The sequence below is a fragment of the Novosphingobium sp. BL-S-33 genome (assembly GCF_056857025.1).
This window is the reverse complement of the sequence record NZ_CM166474.1, coordinates 216119-228637: the sequence shown is the minus strand read 5'-3', so window position 1 is coordinate 228637 and position 12519 is coordinate 216119. Positions and strand designations below refer to the sequence as shown.

General features: G+C 65.3%; 13 protein-coding genes. 10 read left to right on the top strand and 3 right to left on the bottom strand.

Annotation, left to right across the window (positions count from 1 at the left end; genetic code table 11):
* The first annotated feature begins 170 nt into the window (after positions 1–170).
* Both AC1VVM_RS01005 and AC1VVM_RS01000 read left to right on the top strand, forming a co-directional pair.
* Positions 171–623 (top strand): RcnB family protein, encoded by a 453-nt coding sequence (locus AC1VVM_RS01005; protein WP_132387273.1) that lies wholly within the window; start codon positions 171–173, stop codon positions 621–623.
* 201 nt (positions 624–824) lie between these two features.
* Positions 825–1376 (top strand): hypothetical protein, encoded by a 552-nt coding sequence (locus AC1VVM_RS01000; protein WP_482904897.1) that lies wholly within the window; start codon positions 825–827, stop codon positions 1374–1376.
* Positions 1377–1379: 3 nt separating this feature from the next.
* On the opposite strand, the gene AC1VVM_RS00995 is transcribed toward AC1VVM_RS01000, so the two are convergent.
* The 3 genes from AC1VVM_RS00995 to AC1VVM_RS00985 form a co-directional block, all read right to left on the bottom strand.
* A complete protein-coding gene (locus AC1VVM_RS00995) occupies positions 1380–2075 on the bottom strand; it encodes an alpha/beta fold hydrolase (protein ID WP_482904896.1) in 696 nt (231 codons plus the stop codon).
* Positions 2072–3418, bottom strand: a complete 1347-nt coding sequence (miaB, locus tag AC1VVM_RS00990; RefSeq protein WP_482955627.1) for a tRNA (N6-isopentenyl adenosine(37)-C2)-methylthiotransferase MiaB — start codon at positions 3416–3418, stop codon at positions 2072–2074. Before miaB ends, AC1VVM_RS00995 begins: the two co-directional genes overlap by 4 nt.
* 152 nt (positions 3419–3570) lie before the next feature.
* Positions 3571–5136 carry a hypothetical protein gene (locus tag AC1VVM_RS00985; RefSeq protein WP_482955626.1) on the bottom strand — a complete coding sequence of 522 codons (1566 nt, stop codon included), beginning with the start codon at positions 5134–5136 and terminating at the stop codon, positions 3571–3573.
* A 409-nt stretch (positions 5137–5545) separates the two neighbouring features.
* On the opposite strand from AC1VVM_RS00985, the gene argS reads away from it, so the two are divergent.
* The 8 genes from argS to tatC all read left to right on the top strand — a co-directional run bounded on the left by argS (position 5546) and on the right by tatC (position 12422).
* Entirely contained in the window at positions 5546–7291 is a 1746-nt protein-coding gene (argS, locus tag AC1VVM_RS00980) for an arginine--tRNA ligase (RefSeq protein WP_482905130.1), read from the top strand.
* 3 nt (positions 7292–7294) lie between these two features.
* Positions 7295–8131, top strand: coding sequence for an SPOR domain-containing protein (locus AC1VVM_RS00975; protein ID WP_482904893.1), 837 nt, complete (start codon positions 7295–7297; stop codon positions 8129–8131).
* Positions 8132–8222: 91 nt separating this feature from the next.
* Positions 8223–9233 carry a beta-N-acetylhexosaminidase gene (gene nagZ / locus AC1VVM_RS00970; protein ID WP_482955625.1) on the top strand — a complete coding sequence of 337 codons (1011 nt, stop codon included), beginning with the start codon at positions 8223–8225 and terminating at the stop codon, positions 9231–9233.
* Positions 9234–9278: 45 nt separating this feature from the next.
* Positions 9279–10061: a segregation and condensation protein A gene (locus AC1VVM_RS00965; RefSeq protein WP_482955624.1), complete on the top strand. Its 783-nt coding sequence runs from the start codon at positions 9279–9281 to the stop codon at positions 10059–10061.
* A 29-nt stretch (positions 10062–10090) separates the two neighbouring features.
* Entirely contained in the window at positions 10091–10708 is a 618-nt protein-coding gene (gene scpB, locus AC1VVM_RS00960) for an SMC-Scp complex subunit ScpB (RefSeq protein WP_482956370.1), read from the top strand.
* A gap of 158 nt (positions 10709–10866) precedes the next feature.
* Positions 10867–11115, top strand: a complete 249-nt coding sequence (locus AC1VVM_RS00955) for a twin-arginine translocase TatA/TatE family subunit (RefSeq protein ID WP_482904890.1) — start codon at positions 10867–10869, stop codon at positions 11113–11115.
* Between the two features lie 23 nt (positions 11116–11138).
* The gene (gene tatB / locus AC1VVM_RS00950) at positions 11139–11573 is read left to right on the top strand and encodes a Sec-independent protein translocase protein TatB (RefSeq protein WP_482904889.1); all 435 of its coding nucleotides are present in this window, start codon (positions 11139–11141) and stop codon (positions 11571–11573) included.
* 30 nt (positions 11574–11603) lie between these two features.
* Positions 11604–12422, top strand: a complete 819-nt coding sequence (gene tatC / locus AC1VVM_RS00945) for a twin-arginine translocase subunit TatC (RefSeq protein ID WP_482955623.1) — start codon at positions 11604–11606, stop codon at positions 12420–12422.
* The last annotated feature ends 97 nt before the right edge of the window (positions 12423–12519 follow it).

Genomic DNA, 12519 nt, shown 5'->3' with positions numbered 1-12519 from the left:
CTGGGGGATAACCCCGGATTTCGGCGCGGTTTGAACGGTTTGTCGCAAGCCAGCGACACTTCTGACCGATTCCTGCACAGATCATTGCAACCCCGTTCATGTAGCGGGGTTAGAAACTGAACTTATCGGGCAACACCCGAAAGAAGGTCGCCATTTCAAGGAGAACCATAATGCGCAAGATCATCATGGCGGTGCTGACAGCAAGCGTCGCGGTCCCCAGCCTGGCCATTCCCACCATGGCCTCCGCCCAGTCGATGCGCGAAGTGCGGCAGGACCAGCGCGACGTGCGCCACGACGAACGGCGTGGAGACTACCGCCAGGCGCGTAATGATCGCCGCGAAATGCATGAGGACTGGCGCGACTATCGTCAGGCCCACCGTAACGACTATCGCCGTCCGGCCTATGTCGGCCCGCGGGGCTATGCCTATCGCCCCGTTTCGGTCGGCTACCGCTTCGCCCCGGCCTATTACGGTAATCGTTACTGGGTGAACGACTATGGCCGCTACCGCCTGGCCCCGCCGCGCGCCGGCCACCGCTGGGTTCGCTACGGCAATGACGTTGCCATGGTGGACATGCGCTCGGGCCGTGTCGTGACCGTCTATAATAACTTCTTCTGGGGCTGATTTATCGCCCCGCGAGATTGCTGATACGCCGCCGATAGCCCGGCGGGTCGCGGAGGGCCTCCGGCGTATGACGCCGGGGGCCTTTTCCTTGTCTTCCGCCCGTGTCGGACATGCGACGGACCGACCTTGCGGGCAGGACAAACAAGCGGCTAACCTTGCTGAATGAGAAGGACAACTTCACTCCGCATCCGGGCTGCCTCGGTGTTCGCCCTTGCCCTCGGCCTCTCGCTTGGCGCCTGCAAGCAGGACAAGGCGCCGGTCGAACCCACAGCCTCTGCTGCCGCAGAGGAGAGCGAGGAACCGACCGAAGCCGCGCCGATGACGGTCGAGGACTGGATCCGCGCTCATAACAAGGAGGCGGTCTCCAGTGACCTTGGCAAGTTGCAGTACGCCACCGCCGAGGTCGATCTGGACGGCGACGGCACGCCCGAAGTGCTCGCCTATCTCGGCGGCCCGATGCTGTGCGGTACCGGCGGCTGCAACCTCGTGGTGCTGAAGCGCGACGGGACGGATTTGCGCAAGGTCAGCGAGATCAGCGTGGTTCAGCTTCCCGTGGGCGTGCTGCCTACCAAGACCAATGGCTGGCGCGATCTGGCGGTGACGGTCGCCGGTGGCGGCGTGACTGAAGGCATTCGCCGCTTGCCCTTCGACGGCAAGACTTATGCCGAGAACGCCACCGTGGCCCCCGCCACCGAATCCGCGACGATCGGCAAGGAGCTGATCCCCGAAGCCCCGCTCAAACCGCTCGACTGAACTTTAACGGCCAAGCCAGCGGCGGAAGGCGGCGTTGACTGCCTCGGGCTGCTCCATCGGCGCCATGTGCCCGGCGCCTGCGATCGCTTCGTAGACCGCGCCGGGCAGCGCCTGCACCATTTCCTCGGCAAGGCGCGGCGGGGTGAGGGCGTCGGCGAGGCCCACCATGACCATAGCGGGCACGGTTACGCTGCCGAGCGTTTCCAGCGAATCCGCGCGGTCGATTATCGCCGCCTGCTGGTCCATGTACGTGCCGAAACCGACGCGCAGCGCCATCTGCACGACCTCTTCGAACAGGTCTTCCGGACAATTGGGTGCGACCAACTGGCGCAGCGAGCCGCGCAGCACATGCTCGAACCCGCGCGCCTGCGCCGTGTGGATCGCCGCGCGGCGCAGCGCCGCCTGCTCCTCGGTATCGGCACGGGCATTGGTGTCGACAAGGGCAAGGCGCGTGACCCGATCCGGCGCGCGGCGCCAGATCTCCATCGCCACATAGCCGCCCATCGAGAATCCGGCGATGGCGAACCGCTCCGGCGCCGCGTCAAGCACGCGGCTGGCCATAAGGGCGATCGAATCGTCCTTCAGCGTATCGCCAATGAGGATGTCCGCAATGTCCGAAAGCCCGGAAATCTGCGCGTGCCAGACATGGCGGTCGCAGGACAGGCCCGGGACGAGAACCAGCGCTTCCCTTTCGCTCACGCCGGGACGGTGCTCAGCAACCTAGCGGAAACCGCGTTGTAGCCGCCCTCGATCAGTTCCACCGTCACCATATCTCCCACTGCGACATCGCCCTCGAAATAGACCGATTGCAACCACGGCGACTTGCCCAGCCATTGGCCGGGGAACTTGCCCTTGCGCTCGACCAGCACCTGGCAGGTCTTGCCGACCGAGGCCGCGTTGAAGGCGGTCTGGTCGCGGCCCAGCGCGGCTTGCAGACGCAGGATCCGGTCGGTCATGACCTCGGCGGGGATCTGCCCGTCCATCGTCGCCGCGGGGGTGCCGGCGCGCGGGCTGTATTTGAAGCTGAAGCACTGGGCGTAACCGACGGCATCGACCAGCGCGAGTGTGTCCGCGAACTCGGCCTCGGTCTCGCCGGGGAAGCCGACGATGAAGTCTCCGGAAAGTGCGATGTCGGGGCGCACGGCGCGCACTTTTTCCAGCACTTTCAGATAGCTTTCGGCGGTGTGGCTGCGGTTCATCGCCTTGAGCACGCGGTCGTTGCCCGCCTGCACCGGCAAGTGAAGGAACGGCATCAGCTTTTCGACGTCGCCATGGGCCGCGATCAGACCATCGGTCATGTCGTTCGGGTGGCTGGTGGTATAGCGGATGCGGGCAAGATCGGGGATTTCGGCCAGTTCGCGGATCAGCCCGTCAAGGCCGATCCGGCGGCCCTTCGCGTCCTCGCCATACCAGGCGTTCACATTCTGCCCGAGCAGCGTGATCTCGCGTGCGCCGGCATCGATCAGCCGCTTCGCCTCGTCGATCAGATCGGCATGCGGACGCGAGACTTCGGCGCCGCGCGTATAGGGCACCACGCAATAGGTGCAGAACTTGTCGCAGCCTTCCTGCACGGTGAGGAACGCGGTGGGGCCGGAGCGCCTGCGATGGGGCAGGGCATCGAACTTGGTCTCGGCTGGCATGTCGGTATCGGTGACGCGCTTGCCGGCGGTGGCTTCGCGGATCATGTCGGGCAGGCGGTGATAGGCCTGCGGGCCGACCACCATCTTGACGGCGGGCGAGCGCTTCATGATCTCGTCGCCCTCTGCCTGCGCGACGCACCCGGCGACCGCGATCAGCGGCGAGGAGCCATCCTCGCGCTTCAGGCGGCCGATGTCCGAATAGACCTTTTCCGCTGCCTTTTCACGGATATGGCAGGTGTTGAGCACGACAAGATCGGCATCTTCGCCCTCCGGCGCGGCGGTGATGCCTTGCTCGGCGAGCAGTTCGGCCATGCGCTCGCCGTCGTAGACGTTCATCTGGCAGCCGAAGCTCTTGACCCGGTAGGTTTTGGGAATCTCGGTGGTTGAAAGCGATGAGGACATGGCGGTCCGATACACGCTCCCGCGGGCATTTTGAAGGGGGAGGGCGGTCCCGCAAGCCGCTTCGGCTTGTCCCTCAGGCATGGCCGGATAGACCGGGACCTCGCCGTCGATGGGTGGTGCTGGATGTGGTGCTGGATGGCGATCCGCGCGGGCTAGTTTGCGCCTGCCAGGACGGCCTCCACCCCATCGCCTTTCCAGTTCGGATACTTGTCGATCTGCGTCACGATGGCGCGGGCGGCCTTGCTGCCCGCGTTTTCATGCGGATTGTTCGCCACCGGCAGCAGAACCACCCGTGCATCGCGCGTTTGGCCGCGTGCCAGGAATGCCTGTCCCAACATCATGCGCAGATCCATGTCGAACGGTGCCAGTTCCATAGCCCGGATCAGGCCGGAGAGCGCCAGATCGGTGGGCCTTTTGCCTTGTTCGGCAAAGCTGCGGTAAAAATAGATCAGCGGGATGGGGTTGTCGTTCTCGACATGATTGAGTTTCAGAAATGGAGCCACGGCCTTGTCATAGGCCGCTTGCCGGTTATCCGCGCCCTTCGCCTCACGGAACAGGGCGTAGCCCTTCTGGATATAGGCGTTGACCGTGGCCGGATCGATGGCCAGTGCGGCATCGGCGGCATCAATGGCTTCCTTGTCGTGCCCCGAATCGAATTCGGCTTCCGCCAGTTCGGAGAGAACCAGGGTATCGTGAGGATATTGGGCTGCGATCGGGCGAGCCAGCGCAAGGACCGCATTCGCCGCTTCGGGCGAGCCGACGCCTCGTTTGGTACGGATCAGCGCTGGCATGATCGCGTTTTCGCCGGGGGTCAGCGGCCGCACTTTCACCGCGCCCACATGCAACAGGGCGGCTGGTATCGTCAGGCTCGTCATTGTGCGCGCCAGCATATAGCGGTCTAGATTGTATTCCAGCGTGTCAAAGCTGCCGAAGGCTTCCTGCGCGGCATCGCGCTGGTCCTTGCCGGCGTCCAACAGGGCAACGTACTTGTCGAGCTGACCTTTGCGCGAAGGTTCGAAAGTGAGGTAATGGTACAGGAGCCAGCTCTTGCCGTAGAAGGCATCGTATCCGTAAGTCTTATGCTTTTCGTATTCCGCCGGATCGAAAAGTTCGACAGCCGTCAGGTGCTTCTGCCCGAACAGTTCGTTGAAGCGGAGCCACGCCGGCCGGCCCAACGCGACGCTGCCGTCCTGATCGATGCGGCTGGCCGCGTAGAATTCGGCGACTCCTTCCGTGAACCAGCGCGGGCGCGGAGGTAAATTCGCAGAGGCGAGGAAGTGATGCGCGTATTCATGAAGCAGAGAGACCATGGATGCGTCGGTCTCATCATTGCTGTTTTGAATATCGGGGACGATCGCCACCGATCCGCCCGCGTTTGCCAAGTAGAATCCGGTTACGTAATTGCTGGAATTGGCGTCACGCTCCCCACGGTATAGCGTCCGTACCTCTTGCCCGTTGCGCACGACGAAGATCGTCACCCGGTTGGAGGGGCTGGGTACGGGCGTCGTGACGCGCAGTGCCAGCGCCATGGCTGCGTGATAGCGTTCAAGCTTATCCGCCAGGCGTTTAATTTCGCCATCGCTTTCTTGAGCGTAGATGACGAAATGATCGCTCGATGCTTCCATCCACTCCGCGGCTCGGGCAATTCCGGGCAAAAGCACCGCGACCGATGTCAGCGCCGAAATCGACGCAATCCGCTTCCACAGATACCGATGCATAGATGTGCCCCATTCCCCCCTATTGGTGCCCGATTATGGCAACTCGCGGGAAATGGCTAAGGAATTGTTATAGACAAGTCGGGAAGAGCCGAAGCCCGTGCGGAGGCATCGCGCAAGCGGGCGTTTCGCTTCCGATTTGATCGGATGTCAGGAATATCGGGCACCGTCGTCCCGTGCGCCCCGACGCCGGGGGCTTCGACAGGCTCAGCCTGAGCGGGATCAGAGAGTGGCTGGAATTGGGGACAAGCGGCCCCTCGGGCATGCCCACCGCGCTGGGACTAACGCACAAGTCTCGCGCCCCTCCCGCTTGCGGGAGGGGTTTGGGGTGGGCTTTCACAACGCCCGCATCCCCGCACTGCCACCTCGCAGCCTGTTCCCCTTTGCGCGCAACTCGGCTATCCGCGCGCGGATGAGCGATAACCAGACCCTTTACGCCGCCTTCGCAGGCCACCTCAACGCCGCGCTCGATGCGCTTGAAGCAGCGGGCACGCTGCCCGGCGGGTTGAAGCGAAGCGCGATCACGGTCGAGCCGCCGCGCGACAGTTCGCATGGCGACCTCTCGACCAACGCGGCAATGGTCCTGTCCAAGCCCGCCGGCATGAAGCCGCGCGATCTGGCGGACGCGCTGGTGGCCGAACTGACCAAGCTCGATGCGGTCACCTCGGCCGAGATCGCCGGGCCCGGCTTCATCAACTTGCGCCTTTCGCCCGCGACCTGGCTCACCGAACTGCGCGCCATTGCCGCGCTCGGCGCCGACTACGGCCGCTCGACGATGGGCGGTGGCAGCACCGTCAACGTCGAATACGTGTCCGCCAACCCGACCGGCCCGATGCACATGGGCCACTGCCGCGGCGCGGTGGTCGGCGATGCGCTGGCGACGCTGCTGGAGTTCGCGGGCCACAAGGTCATCAAGGAATACTACGTCAACGACGCCGGCGCGCAGGTGCAGGTGCTCGGCCGCTCGGCCCATGTGCGGTACCGCGAGGCGCTGGGCCATGACGTCGGCGCGATTCCCGAGGGGCTCTATCCGGGCGAATACCTGATCCCGGTCGGCCAGCAGCTCGCCGCCGAATTCGGCGAGAAGTATGCGGACGCGCCCGAATCGGAATGGCTGACGCTGTTCCGCGAAAAGGCCGTCGCGGCGATGCTGGTGATGATCAAGGAGGACCTCGCGCTCCTCGGCATCCACCACGACCTGTTCTCCTCGGAAGCCGAGCTTCAGGCCTCGGGCAAGCCGGACGAGGCCGAGGCGTGGCTGCGTTCGAAGGGCCTCGTCTACGACGGCGTGCTCGAAGCCCCCAAGGGTAAGACGCTTGAGGACTGGGAAGCGGTGGAACTGCCGCTGTTCAAGTCGACCCAGTTCGGCGACGATCAGGACCGCCCGATCAAGAAGTCGGACGGCACCTGGACCTACTTCGGCGCCGACCTTGCCTACCACTTCCAGAAGGCCCAGAGCGCCGACGCGCTGGTGGACATCTGGGGCGCGGATCACGCGGGCACCGTCAAGCGCATCAAGGCCGCCGTTGCCGCGATGACCGGCGCGGATGGAGAGCCCACGCCGTTCGAGATCAAGCTGGTCCAGATGGTCCAGCTGCTGCGCGATGGCGAGCCGGTGAAGATGTCCAAGCGTTCGGGCAACTTCGTCACGCTGGCGGAAGTCGTTACCGAAGTGGGCAAGGACGTGGTGCGTTTCACCATGCTCACCCGCAAGCCGGAAGCGCAGATGGACTTCGACTTCGCCAAGGTGGTCGAAGCCTCGAAGGACAACCCGGTGTTCTACGTGCAGTACGCCAATGCCCGCGTCCATTCGACCATGCGCAAGGCTGACGGCGAGGGCTTCGTGCCCGGCGCAGGCCATCTCGAACTGCTGGGCGAGGAAGAGCTGGAGCTGGTGAAGCTGGCCGCGCAGTTCCCCCGCATCGTCGAGGCTGCCGCCGCCGCGCGCGAACCGCACCGCATCGCCTTCTTCCTGGGCGACATGGCCGCAGCGTTCCATGGTTACTGGAACCTCGGCAATGACCGTGTGGAAAAGCGCTTTATTAACGCCGAAGATGGTAACCTGACTTCCGCGCGGCTTTTCCTGGCCACGCAGATCGGGCAGATTATCCGCAACGGGCTGGCACTGCTCGGCGTCGAAGCGGTGGAGGAAATGTAATCGATGATGGGCTGGGGTGACGATCGGGACGAAACGCGCGCGAATCCCTTCGGTGAAGGGGAGCGCGACGCGGGCCGGAACACCGCTCAGGGCTTCGAGCGGCCGGCGCAGCTTGACCTCGGTGACGAGGACGTCCGCCTGCCCTGGCTGGAAGGCGAGGACGAGGAGTTCGAGCCCCAGCGCGGCGGCGGCACGGGACAGACCGCGCTGCTGGTCGTGCTGGCGCTCGTGGCGATCGGCGCCATTATCGGCGGCGTCTTCTGGTTCACGCGGCACAAGAGCGATCAGCCGCTGATCGCCAGCGGCGGCGTGATCGAGGCGCCGAAGCAGCCGTACAAGACCCGGCCGGAAAACCCCGGTGGCGACGTTGTCGCCGGCACCGGCGACACCAGTTTTGCGGTGGCAGAGGGTCAGAGCCGCGCGCCGCAGATCGGCGAGGGGCAGCCGGATGCACCTGCGCCGGGCTTCGATTCGGCAGGCAAGCCGGCCGATGCCCAGTCTGCCGCCCAGTCCGCTGCGAAGCCTGCGGCGGGCCAGCCTTCCGCCAAGGCTGCCGACAAGCCCGTGGCCGCAGCGCCTGCGGCCAAGCCCGAGCCGACCGTTTCCGGCGTGGGCGTGCAGGTCGGCGCCTATGCCAACAAGGCCACGGCGGAAGCCGGCTGGGCCACGCTGAAAGTGCAGTACCCCGGGCTCGCCGGTGTAAACCACCGCATCGTTGAGGGTCAGGCCGATATCGGCAAGGTCTACCGACTTCAGGCGGTTCCCGGCGATCTCGCCGCCGCAAAGGCGCTGTGCAGCGGCATGCGCTCGGCCGGGCTGTCCTGTCAGGTGAAGCAGTAAGTCGGAAAAGGGCGGCGGTTCGCGCCGCCCTTTCCACACTTCCGAACGGCCGCTCCTTGCGGTCGGGCCGGAACTTTGCGAGCAAACCGGCATGACACCCGCGATCTTCGGCCTTTCCGGGCTGACCCTTAGCGACGACGAGCGCGCGTTCTTCCGCGATGCGGATCCTGCCGGCTACATCCTGTTCGGCCGCAATGTCGAAAGCCGCGAGCAGATGCGCGCGCTGACCGACGATCTCCGCTCGATCCATGGGCGCGACCGGCTGCTCATCAGCATCGATCAGGAAGGCGGCCGCGTCGCCCGAATGAAGCCGCCGGTCTGGCCAGCCTATCCGCCGGGCCAGGCGTTCGACCGGCTCTATGATCTTGCCCCCGCCAGCGCCATCGAGGCCGCGCGCGACAATGCCGAGGCGCTGGGGCTCGATCTTGCCGAAGTGGGCATCTCGGTAGACTGCCACCCCACGCTCGACGTGCGCCAGAAAGGCGCGCACGACGTGATCGGAGACCGCGCTTTCGGCTTCGAACCGATGCGCGTGGCAGCCCTCGGCCGCGCAACCTTGCAGGGTCTTGCCCGCGCCGGTGTCGTCGGCTGCATCAAGCACATTCCCGGCCACGGCCGCGCCATGGCAGACAGCCACAAGGAACTGCCCACCGTCACCGCGACCGAGGCGGAACTGGAACTCGATATCGAGCCGTTCCGCACGCTCAATGACACGCCCATCGGCATGACCGCGCATGTGCGCTATACCGCGTGGGACGCAGAGAATCCCGGCACGCTCTCGCCTTTCGTCATCGATGAAGTGATCCGGCAGCGCATCGGCTTCTCGGGCCTCCTGCTCAGCGACGATCTCGATATGCAGGCGCTTTCGGGCAGCGTTCCGGACCTTGCCGCGCGCGCCCTTGCGGCGGGCTGCGACATCGCGCTCAATTGCTGGGCGAAGATGGACGACATGATCGGCATCGCCAATGTCCTGCCCGCACTGGGCGGCGAGGCGGCGGCGCGGTTGGACCGTGCGCTGGCCTCGGTCGACGGGATCGCAAGCACCGGCACCCATGGCGAACTCGTTGCCCGGCGCGACGCGCTGCTGGCTCTGGCGGCCTGAGCGGTGGACCTGCCTGCCGACCTTCCGGCAGAAAACGCAGCGGACATGGCTGACGATTCGGCGTGGGACGGCGAGGAACGCGCCGAAGTCCGCAAGGAAACGCTCCATCTGGAGATCGACGGCTGGGAAGGCCCGCTCGATCTGCTGCTTGACCTCGCGCGGCGGCAGAAGGTGGACTTGCGCCGCATCTCGATCCTCGAACTGGTCGATGCCTACCTGACCTATGTCGAGGAGGCGGAGGCGCTGCGGCTGGAACTCGCGGCCGACTATCTGGTGATGGCGGCGTGGCTGGCCTACCTCAAGTCGGCGCTGCTGCTGCCCAAGGAAGAGCAGCCCGATCCAAGCCCCGAAGAACTGGCGATGCGCCTGCAACTGCGCCTCCAGCGCCTTGGCGCCATGCGCGAGGCGGCGGCGCGGCTGATGGGGCGTGACCGGCTTGGCCGCGACGTTTTCGCGCGCGGCGCGCCCGAGGGCCTTCGGGTCGAGCGCAAGGCGCTCTGGCAATGTTCATGGTACGACCTCGTGCGCGCTTACGGCGATGTGAAAGTCCGCAGCCAGCCGGTGGTCCACATGGTGCGTGAGCGCATGGTCATGACGCTCGACAGCGCGATAGCCCGCGTCGCCTCGATGCTGGGCGTGTCGCTCGACTGGATGGAACTGCGCGATTTCCTGCCGCCGGCGCAGGAAGCCTGGGCCAATCCGCAACTCCGCCGTTCTGCGCTGGCATCGAGCTTCGTGGCGGTGCTGGAACTCGCGCGCACCGGCAAGGCCGAGATCGCGCAGGAGGAAACCTTCGGCCCGCTGCGTCTGAAGGCGCTGCGCCCGTGACGTTCCCTCAGGCGCAGGAACAGCAGGACATGGATGATCTCGTCCGCGCGGTGGAGGCCACGCTGTTTGCCGCCGAACAGCCTCTGACCGCCGAGCAGATATCCGCCCATCTCGGGCAGGCGGACGTGCGGCCCGCATTGGCCGAACTCAAGGCCGATTACGACGGGCGCGGCATTCGCCTCGTTGAGCGCGGACGGCGCTGGCACTTCGAGACCGCGCCCGATCTTGCCCACCTGCTGCGCCGCGAAAAGGAGGAGCCGCGCCGCCTGTCGCGCGCGGCAACCGAAGTGCTGGCCATCGTCGCCTATCACGAGCCGGTCAGCCGCGCCGAGATCGAGGCGATCCGCGGTGTGCAGACCGCCAAGGGCACGCTCGACGTGCTGATGGAAGCGGGCTGGGTACGCGTCGCCGGCCGCCGCGAGGTGCCGGGCCGCCCGGTGATCTATGCCACCACGCCCGATTTCCTGGCCCATTTCGGCCTGGAATCGCTGAAGGAGCTGCCGGGGATAGACGAATTGCGCGCGGCGGGCCTGCTGGACCCGGTTGACGAGGAAATGATAGAAACGGCGCTTCGGCCCGAGCCGCTCGATACTTCCGACGAACCGTCGGATGACGACGGTGACGAGGATACCGAGGACGAGGCCTGATGGAGTCTCCGGGGCGGATCGCGGCAAGGTCGGAGTGGGGCGCCATGACGACAGGCTGGCAAGTTGGGACGAAAGTCCCTAGATGAACTTGATAGGGTCGGAATCGACCAGCGGGTATCGCAGGTCTTAATCGACCCACAGTTTTTGGAGTTGAGGTTATGGGTAGCTTGTCGATCTGGCACTGGATGATCGTGCTGGTCATCGTGCTCGTGCTGTTCGGTCGCGGCCGTGTGTCGGAAATCATGGGTGACTTCGGCAAGGGCATCAAGAGCTTCAAGGAAGGCATGAACGAGGAAGAGGCCAAGAAGTCGGCTTCCACGCCTGCCCCTGCGCCGCAGATCACGGCGACGCAGCAGGATGCCCCGGTGGCTCCGGCGAACGCCGAAAACAAGTCCGAGCAGGTCTGAGCGGGCAAGGATAAGGCGCCGCCATGTTCGACGTCGGTGCATCCGAACTCCTGTTGATCGTCATCGTGGCGGTCGTTGTCATCGGTCCCAAGGACATGCCTCTGGCGATGCGTACGGCTGGTCGCTGGATCGGCAAGATGCGCAAGATCTCCGGGCACTTCCGCGCCGGTATCGACGCCATGGTGCGCGAGGCCGAGCTTGAGGAAATGGAGCGCAAGTGGCGCGAGCAGAACGAGGCCATCATGAAGGCCAATCCCGTTCTGCCCAGTGCCGAGGAAATGCTGCCCCCGGCCTCCCGCGTGACGCCGGCGGACATCCTCTCCGAGGACACGCCCCAGCATCAGCATGAGCCCAACTCGCTGCCCGCCCCGGAAGCCGGCCCTCATGCCGAGGCACCCGCCGTGGAGCACGCGGGCGAGCGCCGGGATGAATTCCACATACCGCCTCCGCCGCCCTGATCCGCCGCGTCCTCTTGTAAAGCCGCAACCATGCAGCCCTTCCGCATCTCAGATATCGACAATTCGCAGGCGCCGCTGCTCGATCACCTGATCGAACTGCGCGCCCGTCTGCTGCGCGCCTTCATGGCGTTCGCGGTGGCGTTCGGCGTGTGCTTCTACTTTTCGGGTGACATCTTCGCCTTCCTCGTGCGGCCGCTGACCGAAGCGTTCCCGCCGGGGCAGGGCAGGCTGATCTACACCAAGCTCTACGAAGCCTTCTTCGTGGAAGTGAAGATCGCGCTGTTCGCGGCGTTCTTTCTGTCGTTCCCGGTGATCGCCAACCAGATCTGGGCGTTCGTCGCTCCGGGGCTTTACGCCAAGGAGAAGAAGGCCTTCCTGCCGTTCCTGATCGCAACGCCGATCCTGTTCATGATGGGCGCGGCGCTGGCCTATTACGTGGTGATGCCTACGGCGTTCCACTTCTTCCTCAATTTTCAGGGCGACAAGGGCGGCCTGAAACTGGAAGCGTTGCCGGGCACGGGCGACTATCTGGCGCTGGTCATGCAGTTCATTCTGGCGTTCGGGATCTCGTTCCTGCTGCCGGTGCTGCTGATGCTGCTCAACCGCGCGGGGATCATCACCCGCAAGCAGTGCGTGGGCGCTCGCCGTTACGCCATCGTCGGCATCTTCATCATCGCCGCCGTGGCGACACCGCCGGACGTCGTGTCGCAGCTGCTGCTCGCAGTGCCGCTGCTGGCGCTCTACGAGGGCACGCTGATCGTCATGTGGTTCACGGAGCGGTCCGAAGCGCGGGAGAAGGCCAAGGCTGAAGCCGAGGCTTCCGCTGAGGGCGAGGTTCTCGCGGAATAATTGCGGGGGTTGAGCGGGGGCGGGCTCGCCCTCGGCTCATATCCCCCGTCGCCCCCGCGAAGGCGGGGGCCCCGCTTCCTTTTCTCCCCGCCGCAAG

Bases quoted from the DNA above. Each gene is read 5' to 3' on its own strand.
- AC1VVM_RS01005 (WP_132387273.1), top strand. From the start codon at position 171: ATGCGCAAGATCATCATGGCGGTGCTGACAGCAAGCGTCGCGGTCCCC.
- miaB (WP_482955627.1), bottom strand. From the start codon at position 3,418: ATGTCCTCATCGCTTTCAACCACCGAGATTCCCAAAACCTACCGGGTC.
- AC1VVM_RS00985 (WP_482955626.1), bottom strand. From the start codon at position 5,136: ATGCATCGGTATCTGTGGAAGCGGATTGCGTCGATTTCGGCGCTGACA.
- argS (WP_482905130.1), top strand. From the start codon at position 5,546: ATGAGCGATAACCAGACCCTTTACGCCGCCTTCGCAGGCCACCTCAAC.
- AC1VVM_RS00975 (WP_482904893.1), top strand. From the start codon at position 7,295: ATGATGGGCTGGGGTGACGATCGGGACGAAACGCGCGCGAATCCCTTC.
- nagZ (WP_482955625.1), top strand. From the start codon at position 8,223: ATGACACCCGCGATCTTCGGCCTTTCCGGGCTGACCCTTAGCGACGAC.
- AC1VVM_RS00965 (WP_482955624.1), top strand. From the start codon at position 9,279: ATGGCTGACGATTCGGCGTGGGACGGCGAGGAACGCGCCGAAGTCCGC.
- scpB (WP_482956370.1), top strand. From the start codon at position 10,091: ATGGATGATCTCGTCCGCGCGGTGGAGGCCACGCTGTTTGCCGCCGAA.
- AC1VVM_RS00955 (WP_482904890.1), top strand. From the start codon at position 10,867: ATGGGTAGCTTGTCGATCTGGCACTGGATGATCGTGCTGGTCATCGTG.
- tatB (WP_482904889.1), top strand. From the start codon at position 11,139: ATGTTCGACGTCGGTGCATCCGAACTCCTGTTGATCGTCATCGTGGCG.
- tatC (WP_482955623.1), top strand. From the start codon at position 11,604: ATGCAGCCCTTCCGCATCTCAGATATCGACAATTCGCAGGCGCCGCTG.